This window comes from Shewanella sp. HL-SH5 (assembly GCF_051163755.1).
Classification (GTDB): domain Bacteria; phylum Pseudomonadota; class Gammaproteobacteria; order Enterobacterales; family Shewanellaceae; genus Shewanella; species Shewanella glacialimarina.
This window is the reverse complement of record NZ_CP195038.1, coordinates 3792388-3819153: the sequence shown is the minus strand read 5'-3', so window position 1 is coordinate 3819153 and position 26766 is coordinate 3792388. Positions and strand designations below refer to the sequence as shown.

Sequence of the window (26766 nt, the reverse complement as noted above, 5' to 3'; positions counted from 1 at the left end):
CGGTTTCAGACAGCTTCACTGTCACAGGTTTGAATTTCTCCATTGCCAGAGACTCAAAGTACTTTGGTTATCCAGGCATAGGCATCAATCGCCAGTTTATCATTAGTTAATTCGTTTAAACGGGTTAGCTTGGCTTTATCTTTATTAGTGCTTAATATGCCATAAATTCCACTGCTAATATTATGTACGGACTGGCTAAAGGCCATGGGGGAAAGAGGTTGTTTGGCTACCACATCTTCAAGCAAGCCAATAGTGCGATTGAGCTCACCGTGGCGGGACGAAAGATACTGCGAGTTGACACTTCTGCTTGGCAATCAAATGCGACAGTAAGTATCATTTTGCTTAGTCGACTGAACCGGCGTCTTTTCATTGCAGGTATTTGAGAAAGCGCTGGCGACACGTTATTGAGTACAGTTTGTTGATTTGGTCTCTGCTAGAGCGACCAACTTTTTTTGTTGGAAAGATAGGTGTCCAAGCACTCCATGATAAAATATCAAATGCTAACTGCACTACATTGCCTCTTTGTTGCCTAGTCGTCCTTATCTAAGTAGGCATTTTTGTTTGCGAGTGAAAATAGGAGAGATTACTGGCAAGCAAAAATCGACAGGGTGACTCTACACTAAAGTATGAAGGGCTAAACAGTCTTGCTTGCATAAAAAAACAGCAGGGAAAGAGGTTTTTTCGCTGCTGCTTCTTATAGGTTACTCAAATGTTACAGTGTTGGCTGACTATTGAGGTAATAAAGGTTGTAATCGTTTTACGGCATTTTTAATTTTACGGGTGTTTTCTGGTCCCATTCTAACAAGCAGTTTTTGCGCATTCGGTAGTGCTTCTAAATTAGCATCAACGTACTGATAGTTGACCGATATTGAGGTTAATTCAATAGGATCTTCAACAATTGGGGCGTCAGCAATCATTTTAAAAGCTTGTTGCATGCGTTCATCAAAAGTCATATTGGTGTAACCAAGTTCTGTAAACGCTTCCTCAAATAATGGCTTAAGTTCGCGGTAAGTCGCAGCAAGTTCTTGATCGTTCAAGCCAGAGACAAAATCTGCGTATAAATCATAGCGATGATAGCTATCTGGGTTTAAGTAAGTTTTATTAGTAATTTCACTCACCGAAAACTTATTGCTGGGCCCCTGCATTGGGCTGGCTTTACGGATCAACTCACCCTGAGCTAAGTTATCAATAAAGACCACAAATTGACGCGCCATATCTTTTTTCAAAATAAGCGGCTCAATTTTCATTCCATTGGCAACAGCTAAGGTTTTCTTGGCAACAAAGTCATCAGATTCCGCTAATGGTGGTAAGGGTTCTGCAACGACTTTAGGGGCTTGTGACTCTCCACCCAATGGCACAATATCAGATACTGATGTATCAGTTGTATCAGTATCTGTAATCGACTCTTCAATAGGTACCTCTTCGATAGGGTTCATTGGCACGGGTTCTGGTAACTCAATAGGTGTTGGCATGGCCGGTTCTAATTCAGCTGAGTCTTCGCCACTCATATAGAAGTAACCCGCACCGACTATCAGTGCAACGATAACGCCGCCGATAATGGCGTTATTCATATTTGGTTTTGTTTCAGCTTCAGTCGCGGGTGTAGCTCTATCTTCTTTATTAACCTGCATTGTAATTCCTTAGCTGTTTAAAGCTGATAATACGGAACAGAAAGAGTAAATACTGTTTCCATTGTGCAAGATTACGCTTGCATGTCCATAGGGTGGTTAAAATATAAATAAAAAATCATCTTATGCCTGTACATATTGTTGTCGTTCACCCAACCATCGCTCAATGATTAAGTCGACGTTATCGGGCACTTGTTGATAAACATGCACAGCAAGCTTTTGAATGCTTGGGATCAGGTGTTGGTCACGCATTAAATCAGCAATTTTCATTTCTGCCAACCCAGTTTGTTTGGTACCTAATACTTCACCAGGGCCTCTGATCTCTAAATCTTTTTGAGCAATAACAAAGCCGTCATTACTATTACGTAGCACACCTAATCGCTTGGTCGCAGTGTGTGACAATGGCGCTTTATATAACATGACGCAATGACTTGCCACCGCACCACGACCAACACGTCCCCTTAATTGATGTAATTGAGCCAGCCCTAAACGTTCAGGATTTTCAATAATCATCAAGCTAGCATTAGGCACATCAACGCCTACTTCAATCACAGTCGTCGCAACTAGCAGCTGTATTTCACCTGCTTTGAATTTTGCCATGACCTGTTGTTTTTCAGCGCTTTTCATGCGCCCATGTACTAAGCCAATAGTGAGTTCTGGTAATACCTCAGTCAGTTCCGCCGCGGTATCTTCAGCAGCCTGACATTCTAATACTTCAGACTCTTCAATTAAGGTGCATACCCAGTAAGCTTGACGATTATCTTGTAGCGCGGCTTGTCTAACTCTTTCTATCACATCATTGCGGCGACTGTCGGATACGGCTACCGTGGTAACTGGCGTTCTACCAGGGGGGAGTTCATCAATCACCGAGGTATCTAAATCCGCATAGGCTGTCATGGCTAAGGTTCTGGGTATTGGGGTGGCAGTCATGATGAGTTGATGTGGATGAAAACCCTGACTAACGCCTTTTTCGCGTAAGCCTAGACGTTGATGAACACCAAATCTGTGTTGTTCATCAATAATTATTAACGCCAGTTTATGAAAGTGAACCGCCTCTTGAAATATTGCATGGGTACCAATGACTATCTGTGCCGCTCCCGAAGCGATATCTTCTAATGATTGTACTCTTGCCTTACCTTTAATTTTACCCGCTAACCAACCTACTTTTACCCCTAAAGGTTCAAACCATTGGGCGAAATTAATCGCATGCTGTTCGGCTAATAACTCAGTGGGTGCCATCATAGCCACTTGATAACCATTTTCTATGACTTGCAGCGCGGCCACTGCAGCAACTAATGTTTTGCCTGAGCCTACATCACCTTGCACTAATCGCATCATAGGATGCGATTGCTGTAAGTCTTGGCTTATTTCAGCAACAACGCGCTGTTGCGCACCTGTTGGCCTAAAAGGGAGATTTTTTAAAAATGGATTAAGTAGTTGCCCGCTTGCGGCGATTGAAATAGCGGCATCACGCTGTGATTTTTGTCTTAGTTGTAACATGCTTAAGTTATGGGCGAGTAATTCTTCTTGGACTAAACGTTGCTGGGCAGGGTGTTGCCCTTGCTCAAGCATAAATGGATCGACATTTTTATCCGGTCGATGAAGTAGCATTAGGGCTTGCGGCAGTGTCAGGTTGTTGGGTTGCAGGTTAGCGGGAATAAGCTCTTGCAAGCCACCTTGATTTAGCATCAATAGTGCTTGTTCGGTTAACTTAATCCAACTTGCCTGCTTTAACCCTTCCGTTGTCGGATAAATCGGGGTTAAGGTTTCAGTTAAATTACTTTCATCACCGGCTTGGATAATTTTATATTCAGGGTGAACTATTTCAGCATGATGATTGCCACGACGAACTTCACCATAGGCACGGATCATCGCGCCTTGTTGCATACCATTACGTTGTGCCATCGAAAAATTAAAAAACCGTAATGTCATAGGTCCTGTGTCATCACGCACATTGCAGATAAGCATTCTGCGACGACCTTGAATAATTTGCGTGGACTGAACTTCGGCTTCGATGGTGCCGTAGCCGCCAAATGATAGGGCGCTAATAGGGTAGATTTGAGTGCGGTCTTCATAACGCAGCGGCAAATGAAACAGCACATCCTGTACTGTTTTAATGCCTAGCTTATGCAGCCTTTCAGCCATTTTTTTAGCCACACCTTTTAGCTCGGTGATGGGCACTAAATCTAAACGCAACAAACGTTATTTACTCCACTAAGTTATGCTTAACTCAATTTGCTAAGCAATTGCATAGTACTGTGATTATATACATATGTTTTACTATCTTAGCAGAGATTAGATCTAAGGCAATATCAAGATATTAGCTTAAATTCATAACCAACCTTTTTGTTTGGCAATTCGAGCAGCATCAATGCGATTGCTGGCATTGAGTTTAGCGATTGCTTCAGACAAGTAATTACGTACCGTACCTTCGGCAATAAAGAGTAATTTGGCAATATCGCTGGTGGCTTTACCTTCGCTGGCTAATCGCAGTGCTTGGCGTTCTTTATCATTTAGTGGGTCAATTTCACCTATGGCGGCAAACGCAAGCTCAGGGTCAATCACGCGCTTGCCTGACATGACTTTAATAATGGCATTAATTAGCTCATCTGATGGGGCATCTTTTAATAAAAAACCATTTACACCATATTCTAAGGCGCGTTTGATGTAACCGGCTCGGCCAAAGGTGGTTAGAATAATCACTTTGGTTGTGCTGGATTGTGATTGTAGCCATTGGCTTAAATCAAGGCCGGTTTTATGCGGCATTTCTATGTCGGTGAGTAATAAATCAAAAGACTGTTTTTTCAGCAAAGCTAAAGCTTGCTCACCGTCTTCAGCTTCTGTAATTTCAAAGCCATTAGCTAAATGCGCGAGGGGCAATTGGCCTTTGGCCAACGTAAGCAGTGCCACTAAGGCACCACGGATCATAGCCTGGTCTTCAGCGAGTAAAATTTTCATACGGTATCGTTTCCCTTTGCTTTAGCTCTTTCTTGTTACCGCGACTCACTACTAACCTTAATGCGTTGCATTGGGTAGGGTGATATTCAGCTGAAAGACTGGTGTCGTTTGATATTCAAATGTGCCATTTAATAAATCTACCCGCTCACGTATGCCTTTTAAACCATTACCTTCGGTAATCTCTTTTGCGGCGGTATTCTGGCTGAGACTAAGATGAATATGATGTTCATCTTGAGCAAAAATTAGACTCACTTTTTCAGCATGACTATGTTTAAGGCAATTATTAATAGCCTCTGTCAAAATGAGCGCTAATTGTGACTCGGTAAGGTCAGTTGATGAGGGAGTATCACCCTCCACATTCACTTCTATACCTTGATCGCGTAAAGATTGTATTAATTTAGGCAAACAAGCTTGCAGACCTTTATGTTTGTAGTTCGACACAGTTTGACGAATTTGGCTCAGGCTATCACGTGCTATTTCGGCTAATTGGCTTAATTGTGTTTGGGCCAAGTCTAATTGATTTGCATGAAGTAATTTTCCAGCAAGTTCGGCTTTTAAGGCAATAGAAGATAAATTGTGGCCCATAATGTCGTGTAAATCACGCGCAATGCGTTCACGTTCTAATGCGGTTGCCAGTTGGGTTATCTCGTCTTGTGAGCGCTTATGCTGACGCTTAATACGTTGACGATTTTGTTCAATAATACCAAAAAACCCTACACCTAAACTAATGCCCATGCCATAGAAAGCAAAATAGTAACCTTCAATATTAACGACTTGATTCAATAGTAATAACAACAAACAAATTGCCAAAAACCCTAAAGTAGCCGTGCGTAATGTATAGAAAAAGCCAATAAAAAAGCATACAAATGAGAATAATGAAATAGTGCCGGAGGTAAAAGGTGTCGCCACAATCGCGCATGTTAGCATTAAGATGATAGGGTAAAGCGCTTTTTGGGTACTGCTGTTATATGCCCAAAAATATCCGAAAATAAAGGGCACTAATATTAACAGTGCGACTATGATATTGAGCCATTGACCTTGCATAAAAAACAGCGGCACAAAGTAAAAACCTAGGTTTAACAGGTATACCCAAGCCGTTTTTTGCTCGTAGCTTTTTTCAGCAGTTAGGGCGTTGTTATTAAAGTAACTCATGGTGCTCATTCCCGTTTAATCATTAGGTCGTGCTGATAATTAAGGCGCTGTTAATCATATGTTAACTGCGCCTTAATTGCGCGTATTTGCACAAGCCTTTATTTAAAAAGGCGTTTAATATGACGCTTACTTTGACACCTGCTTTGCTGTTTGCTGGCTAAGTAAAAACTTAGCCCAACCATATTGTGCATCAACCGTTAACGCGGTTTGCCAGTCAGAAATTGCCCCCGCCATGTCGCCATCCTCTTGTTTAGCTAGCCCGCGCCATGTGTAGGCTTCGGCGTGCCCCCAGCAAATACTTTCACAAGGAGCTTCAAAAAGCGTAATGGCTTCTGTTGCAAGTGTTTGTGCTTTCTCTATACCGCCACCAAATATCGATGGGGTATTGAACGCGCTAATGGCTTGCACTAATTTAACCCTTGGGTTGGTCGCATCAAGTTGCTCTGCTTGGGTCAGTAAACGTGATGACTTCATGCCTAAGGTGGCAGCTTTGCTGCTATCAAAGGCGATTTGCATGCCATAGATTGACGCTAACAGCGCGCTGGCATCGGCACTATTTTCTCTGTTAATCAGCTGTGCAAGGTTTGCTTGAGCTGAATCTAAGTGAGTGCTTGCAAGCTGTCGCTGCCCCAATATATTAGCGGTTATTGCTAAGCGATACTCTGCATAAGCTTTTTCATAATCAAAAGTTTGGCTACTAATTTGTTTTAGTTGCTCAATATTCATGGTGTTGGCCGCGGCATCAATTTGGTTTATGTCAGCAAAGCTTGCGTGGCTAATAAGGGTTAAGCTGCCAATCAATAATAGTGTTTTCATGTCAATCTCCATTTGTTTCATGTTAATAAGCCAAACCAGACTGGTTTGAAACTGAGATAATTATGTCGAGAAACAGTGAAGCTTGGCAGACACATAGGTCATGGATTTTATATGACAAATGTCATTAATTTTAGGTGAGTTTTGTAGGCATAAAAAAACCGCCTATAAAATGAGACGGTTTTTTTGCTGGACACCAAGATGGAGATTTTGGTTGTTAGTAAATCTACTTAAGTGTTTATCAGCACCTGCTGATTAGCATGTTTAATTTAAGCAACCACTTGAGAAATCAAGAAGCCGGTATAACCAATATAGCCCGTTAGCAATACCGCACCTTCGCGACGACCAATACGCAGTCCGCTCCAGGCAAAAGGTAATACCATAATGGCGAAAATGATCATGGCGATGAAGTCTATTTGATTAAACCCCTCTGCAGATACCGGGTGGATTAATGCTGTAGCGCCCAATATGCCTAAAACGTTAAAGATGTTCGATCCCACTACGTTACCGATAGCAATATCACTTTGGCCCTTTAATGCAGCCATAACCGAAGTGACTAGCTCTGGCATACTGGTGCCAATAGCCACAATCGTTAAGCCGATAATGACTTCACTAATGCCAAACATTTTGGCTAGATCTACTGCGCCATCAACGAATAAAATTCCGCCGCCAACCAGCATAGCAATACCGACAATAATAAGCCCTACAGACAGTAATGGGTTTTGTGGCGTGGTATCAATATCTAATTCTTCAGGTTCATTTTTTGAACTGACATAGCTAAATACTAAGTAACCCACTAATAAGCTGAATAAAATAGCACCGTCGGTAAAGCTCACTACACCGTCAAGAAGTAAGAACCAAACTAAGATAGATGCAGCAATCATGATGGGAATATCACGTTTAACCATTTGTGATTGTATTTGGATCGGTTTAATTAATGCGGTAATAGCCAGAATTAATCCGATGTTAACAATGTTTGAACCAACAACGTTACCTAAGGCAATGCCTGGGTTGCCAGCAAGAGCAGACTTTATGCTGACGGCAAGCTCTGGTGCACTAGTACCAAAAGCCACAATGGTTAAACCAATAATCAGCGGGGCAATACCGAGCTTAAGTGCAACAGCACTTGCGCCACGAACTAGGGCTTCAGCCCCAATGGTTAAAATAATAAATCCGCCAAGAATGGCTAATGCAATTAACATGTTGCTCTCATTTAATGAAGTGGCGCGGTATTAACCATTAGCCACTTAAGGGTTACAGACATAATGAGACGTATATTGACAGAATATGTCAAAAAAATACACGCATTCAGCGTGTATTTTTTTGTCTATTTAATGAATTTTAGTTCATCAATTTATAGCTCATCTTCCCAGCGAATTTTTGCACCACGAACACCCTCTACTTTAGCGCTAAAGGCTTTTTCAAGCACATGACGTTTAATTTTAAGTGTTGGGGTTAATACATCATTTTCGATAGTCCATGGTTCTTTGACAACAATAATTGCATCAACATGTTCATGGGATTCAAGATTAGGATTTATGCTGTCTAAGGTAGCCTTTAATGAGGTACGCACTTCTTCACGTGGTTGTAAATTGGCGCCTTCAGACAATTGTACTAGGGCAACGGGATGAGGTAGACCTGAACCGATAACACAGATTAACTCGACGTGTGAGTCTTGAGCCAGCTTGCGCTCGATAGGCACTGGCGCAACGTATTTGCCCTTTGATGTTTTGAAGTTGTCTTTCACACGACCGGTAATATCTATATAACCATCACTGTCTATTTCACATAAGTCGCCAGTATGGAAAAATCCATCTTCATCAAATGCCGCTGCAGTGGCTTCATCTTGTAAATAATATCCTTTCATTAAACCAGGACTTTTTACTAATAATTCACCTTGTTCGGTGCGGCGCACCTGGCAGCCTTCAATTGCGCGGCCGACAGTGCCAATCTTATCGGCATTAAAAGGGTAGTTAATAATCGAATAAGCGCAGTTTTCGGTCATACCCCATGCTTCACAAATATTCATACCAATACTGTGATACCACTTCAGTAACGTGGGTGGAATAGGCGCTGAGCCTGAGCCGAGTAAACGGCAATGTTCTAAACCTAAGCCTTTTTGAATTTTGCGTTTAATAATGCTATTGATAATAGGTAATTTAAGCAGGAAATTAAGCTTATTTTGGCCAATTTTATTAACAATATTAAGTTGGAATAAGGTCCATAAGCGGGGTACTGAAAAGAAAACCGTTGGACGGCAACGTTTCACGTCTTCAACAAAGCTATCTAAGCTTTCAACAAACGCCACCGTTGAGCCTGAGTAGAAAGAGGACCCTTCCATGGCAATACGTTCAGTGATGTGAGCCAGAGGCAAGTAAGACAGCAGTCTATCGGCAGTATTGGTTTGTAAATCACGTACCACAGCCTCACAGGTCCAGCTGTAATTAGCAAAGGTATGAATAGCGCCTTTGGGCTTACCTGTTGAGCCTGAGGTATAAATGATGGTCATAGTGGTGTCGGGAGTTGGATACTCAGCATCAACAAGAGGCTGACCCAATGACAATAACTGATCCCATTGATACTGAGCTGGCATAGTGTCATAGGGCATGGCTAGGCGTAAAATTTCACCACCGACACCGGCTTCTTGGTCTGCCCAGTAGTCTAACTTACCGATAAAAATAGCCTTAGTACCACTGTGTTCTAACACATAGCGAATGGTATCGGCATTGGCGGTAGGGTAAATAGGTACGCTGATGTAACCGCCTAGCATTAAGGCTAAGTCTGTAATAAACCATTCGGCACAGTTTTTAGATAAAATAGCAACTTTATCGCCGGGGACTAAACCCAGATGACGTAATGCGCCTGCGATTTGTTGAACTTTTTGTTGTACTTCGCTCCAGGTGAAGTCGTTATAGCTGCCATTAATCGGCTGGCGTAAATAGACTTTTTCGCCGTGTGTTTCAACCCAATGCGCAAGCATTTCAACGGGTGTTTTAATTGCATTATTCATAGGGCTATTCTCTGATTTATTGTTTTTAATTAAGATTAGTTCAAACATGCGTTTGAACCAGTATGGCGAGTTTTGTGAGCCGGCGCAAATGGTTTGAGTTGATGGGATAGTAAACGTTATGAATCAATAGAATGCCCTGACCAGCGAGATAAGTGACGTCTTACAATTGAATATAATGGTATGCAGAGAAAAGCTCTCAGTTAGCTATATTTTCAGTTTACCTATACATGATGATAATTATTTGATATTCGACCTGGCTGTAAGTTGTTGAGTTATAATGTTTTTGTGTTATTTTGGTGTTGTTTTTTTATTTATTAAGAGGTTTATCTGCCATAGTCGCAAAATGGGGTTAATTAAAAACTTGCTGCAAAGGAATTCAGCAGAAATGTTTTTTAAAGTTCATTTACAACGGCGGCGATGCTATTTTTGAGGGGGATTTTATGCGTTTCTATTTAGGGCTTTCCTGTACGTATAGTTTCAAATGGGCGTGAGCTAATAAAGACATGATAATTAACAGTTTATTCCAGACAGGTAAGTGCTATCCCCATCGTTTAACGGTAGCATAATTAAATTACTACCATATTAATAATTCAAATAAAAACGCCTGGCAGATAAGGTTTATGAGTACTTAATGTTCATTGAAATCAGCGCTTCACGCGACCCCTTTTCCGCGCGAAGGCGGGCTAAATACTGTTGCCAAAGCTCGACCTGATTAGTACACAAATCAAATAAAACCTTCCATGAAAACAAGCCTGTATCATGACCATCATCAAAGATAATCTTTACCGCATAATTACCAACGGGTTCAATGGCAGTAATGTTAACTTCTTTTTTATGGGTGACTAATACTGGGTTGCCATGACGCTGTACTTCAGCCGATGGCGAGTGGACGCGTAACATCTCACAACTAATGCTGTGGGTTTGGCCATTGTCGAAACTGACTTCTAATAACTTAGATTTCCGCTTAAGTTTAATACCTGTTACGTCGGGTGTGGCTGCTGACATATGATTACCTTTTAAAATATCTAGCCAAAAAAGTGATAGGCCTATAAAAATGTTAATCCATAAAAAAGGATTAACGCTAAACCTAATATGTTAATCATACTCGATTGTAGTGTTAATCCAATTTTTGTCGTGTCTAAACGTGACGCGCTTTGCTTAGACCACTATTTATACCTGTTATCGATTATGCCAATTACAAAATAAAGCGGCTTAAATCTTCATCTTGAACGAAGGCATCTAGGTGCTTATTAACGTATTCTGCGTCAATGACAAAACTAGAACCGGATATTTCAGAAGCCTCGTATGAGATATCTTCCATCAGTTTTTCCATCACAGTATGTAAACGGCGGGCACCAATGTTTTCTGTGCGCTCGTTGACCTGCCAAGCAGCTTCAGCGATTCGCTCGATACCCGATTCTGCAAATTCAACTGTTACGCCTTCGGTGCCCATTAACGCGATATATTGCTCAGTCAATGAAGCATGCGGCTCTGTTAAAATGCGTTTGAAATCATGAGCCGTTAGCGCATCTAGCTCAACGCGAATAGGCAGTCGACCTTGCAGCTCTGGGATAAGATCTGATGGTTTTGACATCTGAAATGCGCCTGAAGCAATAAATAAGATATGGTCTGTTTTAACCATGCCGTGTTTAGTAGTAACAGTACAGCCTTCGACTAATGGCAGTAAATCACGTTGCACACCTTCACGGGACACATCAGGCCCTGAGGTTTCGCCACGTTTACAAATTTTGTCAATTTCATCTAAAAAGACAATGCCATGCTGTTCAACTAACTCAATAGCTTGCTCTTTTAAATCTTCTTGATTAACTAACTTTGCAGCTTCGTCTTCAATTAATTGTTTATAAGCGTCTTTAATTTTCATCTTCTTACGCTTTGAAGTGTTTTGACCTAGATTTTGAAATAGCCCTTGCAGCTGATTGGTCATTTCTTCCATGCCTGGTGGCGACATGATTTCTACACCAATTTGCGGTGCAGTAACATCTATCTCGATTTCTTTATCGTCGAGAGAGCCTTCACGCAGTTTTTTACGGAAAATTTGACGGGTACCCGAATCTTCTTTTTTGTCGGTTTCCCAGTCTTCTTTTGGCTTAGGCAGAAGGGCATCTAAGATGCGTTCTTCGGCTAATTCTTCAGCGCGGAAACGGCACTTTTTCATTTGCAGTTCACGGGTCATTTTTACCGCAGAGTCGGTTAAATCACGAATGATTTGCTCGACTTCTTTACCGACATAACCGACTTCAGTGAACTTTGTCGCTTCAACTTTGATAAACGGGGCGTTGGCGAGCTTAGCTAACCGACGGGCTATTTCAGTTTTACCTACGCCAGTAGGGCCAATCATTAAAATATTTTTCGGGGTCACTTCTTGGCGCAATGACGCGTCAAGCTGCATCCGGCGCCAGCGATTACGAAGGGCAACAGCGACTGAGCGTTTAGCATTTTTCTGGCCAATAATGTGCGAATCGAGTTCGTGGACAATTTCGCGAGGGGTCATTTCAGACATAGTTTTTCCTTTCACTCGAATTAATAATTCAGCTCTTCGACAGTTTTGAATTGGTTGGTAAATACGCAAATGTCGCCAGCAATAGTCAGTGACTTCTCAGCAATGTCACGGGCGCTTAATTCGGTATTTTGTAATAGGGCAAGTGCTGATGCGTGGGCATAGTTACCACCTGAACCAATGGCAATTAAATCATATTCTGGCTGCACGACATCGCCGTTACCTGTGATGATTAATGATTCTTTTTCATCGGCGACCACTAACATGGCTTCTAACTTACGCAACATTTTGTCGGTACGCCAGTCTTTAGCTAACTCGACTGCAGATTTAAGCAGGTGACCTTGATGCATTTCTAGCTTGGTTTCAAAGCGCTCGAACAAGGTGAATGCATCAGCGGTGCCGCCAGCAAAACCCGCAAGTACTTTATTGTGATACAGACGACGCACTTTACGCGCATTACCTTTCATTACAGTATTGCCTAGGGAAACTTGGCCATCACCTGCGATGACAACTTGGTTATTGCGGCGAACAGATACGATAGTAGTCACGGTTAATCCTCTTCACTAAACTCAGCAACCTTGAACAGGGTGCTGATTGATATAAAGGATATGGGGTAGCGGGTGAGTGTTTTCAAGTGAAGAAGATGAACATTCATTTATGAAAAAGCCCGATGGCTCGGGCTATTAAAATGGTATTTAAGATAGATTTATTGCCATAACCAAATTTGGCAGGTATTTATGCCGCCTTTTTGCATTGTATGACGGCCACGCTCACCATCACGCTTACTTTCAAAAGGTCCTAAAACGACTCGGTACCAAATGCCGTTAGCGCCTTCTGAACGCTTAACCAGTGCTTCCATGCCCATGAAGGCAATACGCGCTTTCATCTCATTGGCTTGGCTTTCCTGACGGAACGAGCCACATTGCATTTGATATAGGCCGCTAGACACCACACCAGAGTTTGGTACATCAACCTCAACCTGTTTGTTCTCTAATTCTTCAAGATAAGTCCATTCTTCTTGAGGCTTAGGCGGCAGTTCATTAGGATCTTTTTTAACGACTGCTGGTTTGGCTATTGGCGTGTCAGTTTTATTGGCCGTTGACGATGCTGTTCCTGTTGCGGAATCAGTAGAGCTGCCGTTAATCATCCATAAAAAATAACCAAAACCGGAAACCAATACAATAGCCAATAACCATGGGATGATTGGCATAGTGCGCGTATCTTTGCGTTTTGAAGCACGCGAAGTCTTAGCTGCTTTTGCAGCAGGTCTAGGTTTACGGTTAGCGTAATCTCGGCTCATATTTACATGCGCTCTAAGGTTTCAATGCCTAATAACGACAAACCTGTTTTTAAAGTGTTAGCGGTTAATTGTGCTAACAGTAAGCGGCTGCGTTTTTGTGCATCCGTGTCGGCGGCTAGCACTGGGCACGCTTCATAAAAGCTAGAAAACTCGCTGGCTAGCTCATACAAATATGCACATAGCACATGTGGCTGACCTTTGTCGGTCATGCGCGTAAGCACTTCACTAAACTGGGCAAGTTTGGTGCCCAAGTCTTTTTCTTTTTCATGCTCTAATACTATTTCGGCCTGGCTTAAGTTAATGTCTTCGGCGCGTTTGAAAATACCGGCTACACGGGTATAAGCATAAAGTAGGTAAGGCGCAGTATTGCCTTCAAAACTTAACATTTGCTCAAAGCTAAAAATGTAATCACTGGTTCTGTTTTTAGATAAATCAGCATATTTAACCGCGCTAATGCCTACTACGCGGGCGATTTCAGTTAATGTGGCTTCGTCCATGTCTGGATTTTTACTGCGAACCAAATCAAGTGCGCGAACGTTTGCTTCATCAAGTAAGTCGACTAGCTTAACCACGCCACCACTTCGGGTTTTGAATGGACGACCGTCTTCACCGTTCATGGTGCCAAAACCTGTGTGCTCTAAGGTCATGTCTGGGCGAACGAATTTAGCTAGGCGAGCAAGCTTGAACACTTGCTGAAAATGAAGTGCTTGACGTAAATCAACAAAATACAGCGCGCGATCTGCTTTTAATACATTAGAACGATAACGCATCGCGGCTAAATCTGTGGTGGCATACAGGTAACCGCCATCGGCTTTTTTAATAATAACCGGCAGTGGCTCGCCTTCTTTTGTTTTGAATTCATTCTGGAAAACAACTTTAGCGCCATTACTTTCAGTTAATAAACCCTGGCTATCTAAATCGGCAACCACTTGGTCTAAATCAGCATTGTAAGCACTTTCACCATGCACATCGTCACGGGTTAAACTCACCCCTAAACGTTGGTATACCTCTAAACAATGGCTTAATGAAATATCATTAAACTCACGCCAAAGTTTATTACAGTAGGCATCGCCTGATTGCAGTTTAACCACTAATTGGCGGGCGCGGGTGGCAAAGTCAGCGGACTCATCAAAACGAACCTTAGCAGCACGGTAGAAAATTTCTAAGTCGGATAACTCTAGTGTCGCTTGTTCACCATTGGCTGCACGAAGTTCTTCCATATATGCTAACAACATACCGAACTGTGTGCCCCAGTCACCGACATGGTTTTGACGAATAACGTTATGGCCTAAAAATTCTAACGCGCGCACCACACTGTCACCAATAATGGTTGAGCGCAGGTGACCTACGTGCATTTCTTTGGCTAAATTGGGTGAGGAGTAATCAACAACAATAGTTTGCTTAGTCGGCAGCTTAACCCCTAAATGGGCATCATTAATCGCTTGCTGTAATTGGTTAGCCAGTGCGTTGTCATCAATAAAAAAGTTAATAAACCCAGGGCCAGCAATTTCAACTTTAGCCACATGAGATGAGGCGGGTAAAGTATCAATAATCAGCTGGGCAACATCACGCGGCGGTTTGCCGATAACTTTAGTCAGCATCATTGCTAGGTTGCTGGCGAGATCACCATGGCTTTTATCTTTAGTGCGGTCCACCTGAATACGGGCTTGAAAATCAGCAGGTACAATACCTTGTTCTATAAACGAGGCGATGGTTTGTTGTAGTAAAGATTCAATATGTGATTTCATGGGCCTTTGCTTGCACTAAATTCGTTAATGAATGACGCGACAGAACCGCATATTTTAGCCGCTTATGGGGGTAAATTGCTATGTACTTGATGGAATTTTTTCAGATCAGATTATAAGCTTGCCATAAATGTGCTAAATGTTAACCGCTACATGAGGTCTTGTGGGTCACGATCTATGCTCCAACGGCACTTTTTGGTCTGTGGAAGTTGTTCTATAAACTCAAGAATTTTTTCAAATTCGATTTGTAACCGCTGACGTGATTTAGCTTGAAACATTAACTGGCGGCGATATTTACCTGCCTTTCTGTCTAATGGCGCGGGTATCGGACCAATAATTTCAAAGTCTTTATCCTGCGGCAGCAGTTGGCTGACTTGATTAAGAAAACTGTCGGCATCAGTAGCTAGGTGTGCTTCAGCGCGAATAAGCACCATGTGCCAAGCGGGCGGCAGCAGGGCTAATTGACGCTCTTTGAGTTGCTCGCGGGCAAAGTTACCATACCCCTGGCGTAATAAACTGCGCAGTAATGGATTATCGCTTTGGTGAGTTTGTAATAATACTTTGCCTGGCTTATCCGCACGTCCCGCACGGCCAGATACCTGGGTATATAGCTGACCAAATCGTTCTGGTGCACGAAAGTCAGCACTGAATAATGCACCATCGACATCTAATAAGCCGACTAAGGTAACATCTGGGAAGTGATGTCCCTTAGCCAGCATTTGCGTGCCAACTAGAATTTTATATTCCCCTTTATGAATACCGTGAAGTTGTTTCTCTAACGAGCCTTTGCGCCTTGTGGTGTCGCGATCTATTCGCACTACCGGGTATTTGGGAAACATTGTGGTTAATGCTTGTTCGAGTTGCTCAGTACCTAATCCATGACCCATTAGCATAGTGCTGCCACATTGATGGCACTGCTTAGGAATAGCGTATTGATTGCCGCAATGGTGACAGCAAATCTCATTCAAACCTTGGTGGACAGTAAAAAAGGCATCGCAGCGGTCACACTCGTGCAAATGTCCACACTCGTGGCATAACAATGCCGGAGCAAAGCCACGACGGTTTAAAAATAATAGCACTTGATTACCTGCATCTAAATGCATGCGCATTTCATTAATCAGTGAGGCTGACATACCATGCTTAAGCGGCTGGTTGGTGATATCAATAATTCCCTGTTTAACCTTTTGTGCAGCGCCTGCTCGTTCACTTAGCGTGAGATGATGGTATCGACCTGATATGGCATTTTGTAATGATTCTAAAGAAGGTGTAGCAGTACCTAAAATGACCGGAATATCTTCATAATGGCCTCGCATAACGGCTAAGTCACGGGCGTGATAGCGAACTCCCTCTTGCTGCTTAAAGCTGGAATCATGCTCTTCATCTAAAATAATGACCCCAGGAAAAGGCATAGGGGTAAATAATGCCGATCGTGTGCCAATAATAATCGCCGCTTGACCGCTTCTAGCTTGTCGCCAAGCATCAAGCCGTTGATTGTCGGTAAGCCCTGAATGAATTACCGCAATATTGACCGCAAATCGACGTTTAAAACGATTAATGGTTTGTGGGGTCAAGCCAATTTCAGGTACTAAAATAAGTGCCTGTTTACCTTGCTTTAATACTGTTTCAAGCACAGCTAAATATACTTCTGTTTTGCCTGAACCAGTAATGCCTTCGAGCAAACTACAGTTAAAGCCTTGTTGCTGATTAAGAATCGATACTGCAACGGCTTGCTGTTTATTAAGTTTATGGGGTGTTTCAGTGATGTCTAACTGCTGACGCCAAGCTAAATCAATGTTGACAGCTTGTGTTTTTTGCTCAATCCAACCTTTATCTTCAAGCGCTTTTAATGCCGCTTTACTATACTCCAAACTTAAAAACTCATCGTGGGTGATAGATTGTAATTTAAGCGCGTCGAATAATTTTTTTGAGCGGGTGCGCGGCTGAGTAAACTGACTTGAGCCTGTTGACCTTGCTCGCTTAAGGCGTAATAAATAATGGCTTGTGGCGCGGTGTCTGCCCCTTTACGAAGCGCAACCGGTAGCGCCTGACTGAGCATTTGCCCCTGGGTGGTAAAATAATATCGTGCAGCCCATAAAGTTAGCTTGTATAAAGATTCAGGTAAAATAGCTTCTGAGTCGAGCACTTGAGTGATATTTTTTACTTGATTTTCAGCTAGAACACATTGATCTGTAATGGCGGTAATTAAACCAATGAGCTGTTGGCGCCCAAAAGGGACTTTGACGCGCAACCCTATTGCTAATGCAGGCATGTCCTTTTCTGGGACGCGATAACTGAAGTTTCTTCGCAGTGGCACAGGTAAAGCGACTTCAACATACACAGGCATAAGGTTCCAAAAAGACAATTTAAATTATTCATCAATAGATGTACTTAGTGTACCGTTAACTGACAATAAATATAACAAACAGAATAAAAAGTAAGGTGAAGCTATGAATATGATGGGATTGATAATCAAATTCCTGCTCGTTGTTGTGCTGATATACAGCCAAGTTTTACCTGCTCAAGTATCACATATCAGTATTAATAGTCGTCAATTTGAACTAGGTCAGCCGCCTGTGTTAAAGGTTAATTTCATTGATCAGCATGCTGATTTATCTTTATATCAATTTGCCATCAAACAAACACACAATCAGCAGACTATAATGCAGGTATTGATGGCGGAGAAAATTAATCCTTACTTATTGCATGTTCAAGGGAATAAAGAGGTTACGGACACTGGTGCTGAGTTAATTGTGTCAAGATTACACAGTGATCATTGGGCAGCCATAATCACTTTGGCTTTATTTGATGCGCCTATCTCAGATAAAAGTGCGGCCTTAACTTCAACTGGTATTACATCTGCTAAGGTAAATCAAATCGCCGATACAGCTAAAAATAGTTCATCGGCGCTTGTTGATTCAGTTCAATCTTCGCCAGTTAAATCTGCTTCAGTGAGTTCGCAAAAAACACCGCCTTACGTTGAAGCGAATTGCACTATAGAGCGCAATGACAGTGATACCTTGTGGAAAATAGCGAATCGTTATAAAGGACAGTGGAATACCAATGTTTATGGGGCAATGCTGGCAATATTTGAATCAAATTTGATTGCTTTTTCTAAACAACGTATTCATTTATTGTTGAAGGATGCGCCATTAATCTGCCCATCTAACGAAATTTTGACTGAATATAATGATAAGTCAGCCGATCGTCGCGTATTTGAAGTGATTGAAGCTAAGCATCTGGCTCAGTAGAGCTTAATACATTAATAAATCAGTATTTAGTTGCAGCGGATTAGGGTATTTATATATAGTTGTTAGGCTTTGTTAAAAAAAAGTATCGATAATAAAAATGAGATAGAGCCATAATGGATACGCATCGATAAAAATGACAACGATAATATTGGTGTATGAATATAGTTAGACAAAGGATTAATAAATGAAAGCCTTTCAGGTATGTATCGCTTTAGCGGCATTTGCGGCTAGCGTATTCACTCAACCTGCAGTCGCTGATGTAAGTCATATCGGTATCGAAGCCATGGACTTTGAAGCTGGTGAGTTACCCAAACTAAATGTTAATGTGGTCAGTGACCATAATGACCTCTCACTACTCACCTTTTACATACGTCAAAAATATAAAAATACTATAGTGTTAGAGAAGTTAATTGTTGATGACCATAAGCAAAATACTTTTATTTTACGCGGCGAAGAAAAAATTATTGACCCTAATTCTTCACTGATAGTATCTGAGTATCGCAATGGTAAATGGCAGCAATATTCACCGGTAAGCTTATTTAAAGGCGATTTGGGGAAGCAAACAGCGAGTCATCAAGCGGATAAGCCGGTAGCGATTAAAACCATGAAGTCTTCGACAGCTTATAAGCAACGCCATCAAAATGTTGTGGCACAACCACAAGCCAAGCCAGAGAGTCGTTACAGCTCATCAATAGCTAGTACCTCATCAAGTACCAGTAATAGGTATTCATCGTCAGCAGACGCGAGTCAATCTGACTGTATAATTAATAAATCTGTCGAAGATACCTTATGGAAGTTGGGTATAAGTAATGCAAAACAATGGGGAACCAATGTGTTTGGTGCCATGATTGCTATTTATGAAACTAATCCAGATGCTTTTATTAACAATAATATTCAAAAGTTAAAGGCTGATAGTAAGCTGAATTGCCCCTCTGGTAAGATGCTTGCTCAGTTCCAAAGTCCGAATCAAGATAAGTTGTCGTTTGATGCGTTAGTGGCGGGAAAAATATCCAAAGCTGAGCATAATAACCTTGATGATCAGGTTGAAATGGTACAGTCTGATGATCAACAGTCGCAAAGGGTTAAAGCAAGTGAAGTCACTGCACTCCCTGAAGCTATTGAAGTTATTGAAACAATTGAAGATGAGATTGTGAGTCTTGAAGTGAGTGAAAGCGAGCTTGTAGCTGATGAGCCATACTTAATATCTGAATGCGTCATCAATAAGCTACCTCAAGACAGCCTGTGGAGTGTTGCAACGGCGAACCATAAGCAATGGAATACGAGTATATTTGGCGCGATATTAGCGATATATGAGGTCAATCCTAGTGCATTTTCGGGGCAGAATATTCAACAGTTAAGAGCCGATGCTACATTGGATTGCCCATCTGAGGATATTTTAAAGCAATATCAAAATGCCCAGGCAGATAAGCTAAAGTTTGATGAATTGGTTGCTAGGCAGCAATCAAACTAGCGATAAATTAACGGCGTTTGGTCTACAGTGCTCTGCGCTGAAAATAACCGCTTGTGTGCAAAGTGTAGAAGCTGTATTATCTTGCGCCTAAAACATATTGTTATTAACTGCATGTGGTGTCCAACTTCGGGTTGAGATAGCGACATGGCCTTCAATTTAAGGTAACCCCCATGAAAACAGGTATTCACCCAGAGTACGCAGAAATTACCGCAACTTGTACTTGTGGCAACATCATCAAAGTAAACTCAACTGTTGGCAAAAGCTTGCACTTGGACGTATGTGGTGCATGTCACCCATTCTACACTGGTACTCAGAAAATTGTTGATACCGGTGGTCGTATTGACAAGTTCAACAAGCGTTTCGGCGCACTTGGTAAAAAGTAATTGCTTGTGCAATTATGACAAAGGCGCCTTAGGCGCCTTTTTTGTTTTTGAAAATCATTTATCTTCACGTGATAACTCTTCCCCAAGATCATTTTGTTATAAACAATAGCTTAGTTTACTTAGCCGGTATTGTTGTTATATTTACTAACATTTTATTGGGTTTAGTGACAATTTAAGCGTTAATTGATTAAATGTTTGTTATTTTACTACACTTTTAACTTGTTGATTTTTAAAAGTTCATAAATGATAAGTTATTATTAAATGGCTTAGGTACTGTAATGGTAAGATGTGTGGTGAAAGTTTGATTTTTTGATTTATATCCACTTTAGATTAGCGTATTGTTAGGGTTCTTCGATGCTGAATAAACCAGCATTTATAAGATAACTGTTCACAACAATAGCCATTCAGGATTGATAAAATGTCAGATATTCGCCAACAAGCCCTCGATTATCATGAATTTCCCGTACCTGGCAAAACTGCCGTTTGTTTAACCACACCCGCACAATCAAGTCACGATTTAGCACTGGCGTACAGCCCTGGTGTTGCAGAACCTGTGCGTGAAATTGCAGCCAACCCTGAGAATGCTTATCGATATACTAATAAAGGTAATACCGTTGCGGTTATTACCAACGGTACCGCAATTTTAGGACTAGGAAATCTAGGTCCTTTGGCTTCAAAGCCTGTGATGGAAGGTAAATCTTTATTATTTAAGCGCTTTGCTAATATTGACTCTACTGATATCGAGGTGACTCACAATACATCAGAAGAATTTATTAATACCGTAGCGGCTATTGCGGATACTTTTGGCGGTATTAACCTTGAAGATATTAAAGCCCCCGAGTGTTTTGAAATTGAAAAAGAATTAATTGCCCGCTGTAATATTCCGGTATTTCATGATGATCAACATGGCACTGCAATTGTGACTGCTGCAGGCATGCTGAACTCACTTGAGATTCAAGGGAAGAATATTAAAGATGCGATATTTGTCTGCCTTGGTGCTGGCGCGGCCGCGATTGCCTGTATGACCATGATAGTAAAATGCGGTGCTTTACGTGAAAACATCTATATGTTGGATCGCCAAGGTGTTATTCATACTCGTCGTGAAGATTTAAATGAATATAAAGCATTGTTTGCCAATAACACTGACAAACGCACTTTGAAAGATGTGATTGAGGGGGCCGATGCATTCTTAGGCTTATCTGGAGCCGATTTGCTGACCGAAGAAGATGTGAAGCTTATGGCGCCTAATCCAATTATTTTCGCTTGTTCAAATCCTGACCCTGAAATTAAACCGGAAATTGCCCACAATATTCGCCAGGATTTGATCATGGGCACTGGTCGCAGTGACTATCCAAATCAAGTTAATAATGTGCTTTGCTTTCCGTTTATTTTTCGCGGTGCTTTAGATGTGCGTGCAGCAGTGATTAATGATGAAATGAAACTGGCAGCGGTTTATGCCATTGCTGATTTAGCCAAAGAAGCTGTGCCTAGCGAGGTTTTAGCAGCTTATCCGAATGTTAAGTCCCTTAGCTTTGGGCCTGAATATGTTTTACCTAAGCCAATGGATCCAAGGTTGCTGGTTAATGTCGCTCGCGCCGTAGCACAAGCTGCGATTGATTCCGGTGTCGCTAAAATTAACAAAGTACCAGCGTATTAATTTATCGGATAAAATGGTCATCGGCGCGAATACCAGTTTATATCAAGGGGCTTAAGCCCCTTTTTGCTGTTTTCTGCAATGTATCGGGATAAAGCAAAATATTTCCTTTAGATTATGTATACTTACCAAAGAATAAAAATCCAGCAGGAAGCGGATAAATGAAGCTTACTCAAATTCTCACAAAAAAATTGACCAGTTTTTGGTTGGTGTCTTTGGCTGCCGTTGCCTTTGTTTTTTTACTTTGTGCTTTAATGAGCTTTATTCAGCTGACCTACCGTTTTCAACAAAGTAAGGTCACTGAACTGGAATCTATGATTGTGGTCCACTATAAACAACATAGTGAGCGCCAGTTAGATACATGGTTGCCGGCCGTATTAAAAGCCTACCATGCCCAACATTTTCAATTGAGTCTTGGTGATAAAGTCTTATTTACTTATCAAGCAGATCACCCCCGAACTCCTTATTCAAACCTTAATTTATATCAACATGTTATTGACGCCGATAGTGGTCTTAGTATGACGCTTGCGGTACCTCCTCCTTTTAGCGCATATCAGCTGGGGTGGTATGAAACATTGATTCTGTTAATCGGACTTGGTGCCATTGGGGTGTTTGTGCGATACGGTTTAAGGTGGATTAGCCATGAGTTAGAGGGTATCGAGCAACTTGCACTGCGTAGTAAATTAATTTTAGACGGTGATATTAATGCTGCAAAATCACAAGCAACTAATGGACGTCCGCGGCTAATTAATCGGGCTATATCTCGCTTACTTGATGAATTGGATGATGCCAAACAAGAGCGTGGCAGATTAGATCAATTTATTCGAGCCAATACTTTTCTAGACCCGATAACTAATATTGGTAATAGGCTGTATTTTGATAATCGTATTGATGCGTTAAGCCATGATAATAAAATGGTGGCCCATGGGGTGATATTTCTACTTGAATTTAATGATGATGCATTAATGGATGTTAAGGCTGATATTGAAGCCGATCGGATATTTTTAACCCAAATAGTTGCCACTATTTCGCCGTTGATTAATGAGCACAGTGAGGTGATTTTTGCACGTAAAACACTGTTGCAGTTTATTATCGTGATCCCTCAATTATCGTTAGATGAAGCCGACTTATTGGCTGACAGATTATTAAGAAACTGCTTATTGGTAGATCATCACCATATAGTCAACCACGACAACTATCTTCATTTTGGTGGTGCATTTTATAAAGCTGGAGATCAGCCATTATTAATCATTGAAGAAGCCGAAATGGCGCTGCGCGCTGCTCAGCTGCAAAGAATTAATACATGGTTTATGTACGATAAAGGTGCGGTGGACCAGGAAATTGCTAAAGGGTCGGTTAGGTGGCGCAGTTTTTTAGAAAATGCACTCGTTCAAAAGCGTTTTATTGTAATGACCCAGGCTGTGCTGGGTAGTGATAATAGCCTGCTACATTATGAAGTATTTAGCCGTGTTAAAGATAATAAGAATAATGAGGTAAGAGCAACACTATTTATCCCAATGGCCAATAAGTGTGGCTTGATGCCGCAGATAGAAAGGCAGGTTATTGAGAAAGTATTATTTGGTTTAATGCAAAACAATACACTTACCTATAGTGTTAATTTAAGTATGGACACGCTAACAAGCCGAGCTTTTATTCGTTGGATCCAGTCTACTTTGCTTGAACACAGGCCATTGGCAGCAAGGTTGATTTTTGAAGTGTCAGAAGATATTTTTATTAAGCATCAGCAACATCCACAATTAGCTAAAACGCTCACTATGTTATCTAAAATAGGCGCTAAATTGAGTGTAGATCATGTAGGTAAGCAAGTAGTTGGCACACAATATATTCAAAACCAAGATTTTGATTTTGTAAAATTAGATCGTTCAATTATTCGTCAGGTGCATGAGCGACCTGAAAATCAGTTGTATATCCGTAGCCTTATTGGTGGTCTGTTACGTTCGAAGGCGCAGGTCATAGCGGAAGGAGTTGAAATGTTTGAAGAGTGGCAAACATTGAAAATATTAGGCGTTAGTGCCGCCCAGGGGCCGTTCTTGGGTGATGCTATGGTCTCGCAAAGGTGATGAGTCAGTAAACTTATATGTTATCAAATATCGTGAAAAACTTGTTTATCTTAGCGTGACAATCTATCTTATCTAAATAGGGCTATTTTTAGTATTTTTCTATAAAATAGAAAATATTAGCTGCTAAAGTATCGAATAAGTTCACCATGGATAATGCCATGTTTTTAGTTTTAGTTAACAGTTATGGTTGAATTAATGTTAGCGGTTAATATTTGTACTCAAAAGCCGTATCGTCAAAAGTTTAAATGGATGTAAACATACGATTAGACGCCAACACTTAATTCGAGTTAGATTGACTTTTTTAAGGCTCAATAAGTATGTTGGGGATCGACACCATTTAACACGCAAAAAGGTTTTTAGATGAATAGTGGTTTTGTTAATAAATTGGCTTTTTGGCGTACAGCAGAGGCTTCCGCTAAATTGGGCGTGTTTGTCGACACTGACTCAGTGTGGGTCTATCAAAGTGAAACGTCAGGTCAAGCCGAATCGTACACCAAATTTCCATTAATAAAACAGAACTGGAACGAAACTTTTAACGATATAAAACAAAAGTTTGGCACGGCTACTGTGCAAATAGTTATGTCAGCTAGCCATTATCAATCACTGCAAGCCGAGAAACCTAATGTTGAACCAGCCGAAATTAACCAAGCATTAATTTGGACTGTTAAAGACATGGTGTCCGAACCTGTTGCCAATATTCATCTCGATTATTTTGAATCGTCAGTTTCCGCTAACACTAAAATCAATGTCGTTGTTGTCGCTCGAGATAAACTTGTCGCTATTGCGAGTGCGTGTGAAGAACTTGGTTTTACCATTGCGGGTATTACCATTGAAGAGTTAGTGTTAACTCACATATTTGACGCAGATAACATGGCCCACATGTTAGTAACACATTTACCTCACCAGGAGTTGTTATTCACAGTCATTAAAGCGGGTGAATCTTTAATGCAACGCCGTGTACGTGGTTTTAACGAGTTGCAAGGTGTTAAAGAACAAGACTTGAGTGCTGGGTTGGCAGATAACTTAAGTTTAGAAATACAGCGCTCAATGGACTATTTTGAAAGTCAGCTGCGCCAGGCGCCGGTTGCTGCGATTAACTTGCTGACAGAGGGTAAGCAAGCTGCTCTGACTAAATTAGTTGCTGCTAACTTTAATCAAGCAGTTACTATGGTCGAACATCAAGGTGTTGCAGCTTATTTGGCCAAATTAGCCTTTGTAGAACTATCAAGGAGTGAAGTGTGATTAAAAGCAGAATTAATCTCTATACCGCTTCGCTTTTACCTCCCAAGCAAAGGTTAAACTTTACTAGGTTAATGGCTGCTCTAGCAGTGTTACTGAGTGTAAGCATACTTTTATATGGCCTTGCCTGGCATCAATTGAATAATATGCAGCATGAATTGCAGCAGGCTAATGCTCAGCAGCAAATGTTAATCGAAAACAAAAACAACTTAGAACAACAGGTTGCTCAACGTGTTCCCGATCGTGACTTAGTCGCCCGTGTTGAGCTTGAGGAGCAACGTTTAGTATTAAAGCGCTTGCTTAAGAATGAACTAGAGCAGCGCACAGCTTTGATTAGTCAAGGTTATTCTCCTATTTTAACTGACTTGGCAGTGGTATCTGACGCATCAGTTTGGTTGAGTCGAATTTATTTTAATCAAACCCAGATTGAATTTGAAGGTTTTGGGCTGCAACCCTCTAGCATTCCGAGATGGATTGAGCGACTTAATACGGCTGAGACACTTAAGGGTTTTGCTTTTGCCACTATGACGATGGATCGAGGCGAAGATCAGCCTTTGGCCTTTAAGCTTACCAGCATGCCTGTGGTGAGTAAGGAGATGGCTCAATGAAACAAAAGTGGCAGTTAATTGAGCAAAAATTTAATCAGTTGACTCAACGTGAACGAGTATTAATTGCTGCGGCAACGTTTATCGTTATTGGTATGCTGGCTTTTTTACCACTCGATGGTAGTTGGATGAAAATAACCCAACTAGATAATCAATTGCATAGCGTTGCGCAAGAAACCTCCATTATTGAACAGCAGATTGAGTTATATCAACAAAGGTTGATGTTAGATCCCAATGCAGATTATCAGCAAAGGCTGACATTAATTAATGAGCAGATGCGTGTAGTTGATGCAGAGCTAGATGCGCAAATGGTTGATATGGTGCCAGCAGATTATATGCCCACTGTATTGGCTAATCTGTTATCAAATGATAAAGGCATCAAGCTAATTTCATTTAGCTCTATTGCCCCAATTGCACTTTTACAGGTGGGTGAGGACGAGCAGCATCAGATGAACCTATACAGCCATGGGATCAAGCTGCAAATTGAGGGCGATTATTTTGCTATTTTGAATTTTGTTAAAGCGGTTGAATCTATGCCAGATAAGCTTTATTGGAAGCGTTTAGATTATCAAGTTGCTAAACACCCTACAGCAAATGTCGAATTAGAGTTATATACATTAAGCATTAATAAGGACTTTATCAGTGTTGCTAAACAAGATTAATCCTTACGTTATGAGCAGCTTGCTTTCATTGGTGGTTTTTGCCGCCCATGGGCAGACATTGCGTGATCCGACTTTACCAAGCGCGAGTTATCAAGCCGTCGTTATAGCGGATGCGACAGAAAGGTTAGTGCTAAGTAGCGTCATTAATGGCGCATCTTCGTTTGCGGTGATAAATAATAAAATTATGAAAGTTGGTGATAGGGTACAAGGAGTACGTATTGTGGCAATTGGTAAAAGCCAGGTAAGCTTGTCTGATGGTCGTAAACTCCAACTATTCCAGTCGGTAACAGAGAGATAGG

The 26766-nt window shown here is 41.3% G+C and carries 21 protein-coding genes and 2 pseudogenes; 9 read left to right on the top strand and 14 right to left on the bottom strand.

Annotated elements, in window-relative coordinates; all coding sequences use genetic code 11:
• Positions 1–53: 53 nt before the first annotated feature.
• The 14 genes and pseudogenes from ACRWQM_RS16675 to priA all read right to left on the bottom strand — a co-directional run bounded on the left by ACRWQM_RS16675 (position 54) and on the right by priA (position 17468).
• Positions 54–370, bottom strand: a pseudogene (locus tag ACRWQM_RS16675) (beta-ketoacyl synthase chain length factor).
• Between the two features lie 358 nt (positions 371–728).
• Positions 729–1631, bottom strand: a complete 903-nt coding sequence (locus tag ACRWQM_RS16670) for a DUF3014 domain-containing protein (RefSeq protein ID WP_434927915.1) — start codon at positions 1629–1631, stop codon at positions 729–731.
• A gap of 120 nt (positions 1632–1751) precedes the next feature.
• Positions 1752–3827, bottom strand: a complete 2076-nt coding sequence (gene recG / locus ACRWQM_RS16665; RefSeq protein WP_434930687.1) for an ATP-dependent DNA helicase RecG — start codon at positions 3825–3827, stop codon at positions 1752–1754.
• 132 nt (positions 3828–3959) lie between these two features.
• On the bottom strand, positions 3960–4586 hold the full coding sequence (locus ACRWQM_RS16660; RefSeq protein WP_434927916.1) for a response regulator transcription factor: 627 nt from the start codon (positions 4584–4586) through the stop codon (positions 3960–3962).
• Between the two features lie 57 nt (positions 4587–4643).
• The gene (locus tag ACRWQM_RS16655) at positions 4644–5738 is read right to left on the bottom strand and encodes a sensor histidine kinase (RefSeq protein ID WP_434930686.1); all 1095 of its coding nucleotides are present in this window, start codon (positions 5736–5738) and stop codon (positions 4644–4646) included.
• A gap of 126 nt (positions 5739–5864) precedes the next feature.
• Entirely contained in the window at positions 5865–6554 is a 690-nt protein-coding gene (locus ACRWQM_RS16650) for a hypothetical protein (RefSeq protein ID WP_434930685.1), read from the bottom strand.
• A gap of 266 nt (positions 6555–6820) precedes the next feature.
• Positions 6821–7753 carry a calcium/sodium antiporter gene (locus ACRWQM_RS16645; RefSeq protein WP_434930684.1) on the bottom strand — a complete coding sequence of 311 codons (933 nt, stop codon included), beginning with the start codon at positions 7751–7753 and terminating at the stop codon, positions 6821–6823.
• 152 nt (positions 7754–7905) lie between these two features.
• Positions 7906–9561, bottom strand: coding sequence for an AMP-binding protein (locus ACRWQM_RS16640; protein ID WP_434927922.1), 1656 nt, complete (start codon positions 9559–9561; stop codon positions 7906–7908).
• 618 nt (positions 9562–10179) lie between these two features.
• The gene (locus tag ACRWQM_RS16635; RefSeq protein ID WP_434927923.1) at positions 10180–10566 is read right to left on the bottom strand and encodes a gamma-butyrobetaine hydroxylase-like domain-containing protein; all 387 of its coding nucleotides are present in this window, start codon (positions 10564–10566) and stop codon (positions 10180–10182) included.
• A 190-nt stretch (positions 10567–10756) separates the two neighbouring features.
• Positions 10757–12082, bottom strand: coding sequence for an HslU--HslV peptidase ATPase subunit (hslU, locus tag ACRWQM_RS16630; protein WP_434927924.1), 1326 nt, complete (start codon positions 12080–12082; stop codon positions 10757–10759).
• Positions 12083–12102: 20 nt separating this feature from the next.
• Positions 12103–12627 (bottom strand): ATP-dependent protease subunit HslV, encoded by a 525-nt coding sequence (gene hslV, locus ACRWQM_RS16625; RefSeq protein ID WP_226411739.1) that lies wholly within the window; start codon positions 12625–12627, stop codon positions 12103–12105.
• Between the two features lie 158 nt (positions 12628–12785).
• Entirely contained in the window at positions 12786–13379 is a 594-nt protein-coding gene (locus ACRWQM_RS16620) for an SPOR domain-containing protein (RefSeq protein WP_434927925.1), read from the bottom strand.
• Between the two features lie 2 nt (positions 13380–13381).
• Positions 13382–15127 carry an arginine--tRNA ligase gene (gene argS, locus ACRWQM_RS16615; protein ID WP_434930683.1) on the bottom strand — a complete coding sequence of 582 codons (1746 nt, stop codon included), beginning with the start codon at positions 15125–15127 and terminating at the stop codon, positions 13382–13384.
• A gap of 146 nt (positions 15128–15273) precedes the next feature.
• Positions 15274–17468, bottom strand: a pseudogene (gene priA / locus ACRWQM_RS16610) (primosomal protein N').
• A gap of 103 nt (positions 17469–17571) precedes the next feature.
• On the opposite strand from priA, the gene ACRWQM_RS16605 reads away from it, so the two are divergent.
• From ACRWQM_RS16605 to ACRWQM_RS16565, 9 genes are all read left to right on the top strand, one after another.
• Entirely contained in the window at positions 17572–18372 is an 801-nt protein-coding gene (locus ACRWQM_RS16605) for a FimV/HubP family polar landmark protein (RefSeq protein WP_434930682.1), read from the top strand.
• 184 nt (positions 18373–18556) lie between these two features.
• Positions 18557–19843, top strand: coding sequence for a FimV/HubP family polar landmark protein (locus ACRWQM_RS16600; protein ID WP_434930681.1), 1287 nt, complete (start codon positions 18557–18559; stop codon positions 19841–19843).
• 170 nt (positions 19844–20013) lie between these two features.
• Positions 20014–20226, top strand: a complete 213-nt coding sequence (gene rpmE / locus ACRWQM_RS16595) for a 50S ribosomal protein L31 (protein WP_226411727.1) — start codon at positions 20014–20016, stop codon at positions 20224–20226.
• Between the two features lie 418 nt (positions 20227–20644).
• Positions 20645–21883 (top strand): malic enzyme-like NAD(P)-binding protein, encoded by a 1239-nt coding sequence (locus tag ACRWQM_RS16590; RefSeq protein ID WP_434927930.1) that lies wholly within the window; start codon positions 20645–20647, stop codon positions 21881–21883.
• A 158-nt stretch (positions 21884–22041) separates the two neighbouring features.
• Positions 22042–23961 carry an RNase E specificity factor CsrD gene (gene csrD, locus ACRWQM_RS16585; RefSeq protein ID WP_434930680.1) on the top strand — a complete coding sequence of 640 codons (1920 nt, stop codon included), beginning with the start codon at positions 22042–22044 and terminating at the stop codon, positions 23959–23961.
• A gap of 360 nt (positions 23962–24321) precedes the next feature.
• Positions 24322–25203: a biogenesis protein MshI gene (locus tag ACRWQM_RS16580; protein WP_434930679.1), complete on the top strand. Its 882-nt coding sequence runs from the start codon at positions 24322–24324 to the stop codon at positions 25201–25203.
• Positions 25200–25808: a fimbrial assembly protein gene (locus ACRWQM_RS16575; protein ID WP_434930678.1), complete on the top strand. Its 609-nt coding sequence runs from the start codon at positions 25200–25202 to the stop codon at positions 25806–25808. The genes ACRWQM_RS16580 and ACRWQM_RS16575 overlap by 4 nt, the downstream gene beginning before the upstream one ends.
• Entirely contained in the window at positions 25805–26467 is a 663-nt protein-coding gene (locus ACRWQM_RS16570) for an MSHA biogenesis protein MshJ (RefSeq protein ID WP_434927935.1), read from the top strand. Before ACRWQM_RS16575 ends, ACRWQM_RS16570 begins: the two co-directional genes overlap by 4 nt.
• Positions 26448–26765, top strand: a complete 318-nt coding sequence (locus ACRWQM_RS16565; protein ID WP_434927936.1) for an MSHA biogenesis protein MshK — start codon at positions 26448–26450, stop codon at positions 26763–26765. The genes ACRWQM_RS16570 and ACRWQM_RS16565 overlap by 20 nt, the downstream gene beginning before the upstream one ends.
• Position 26766: the final 1 nt, after the last annotated feature.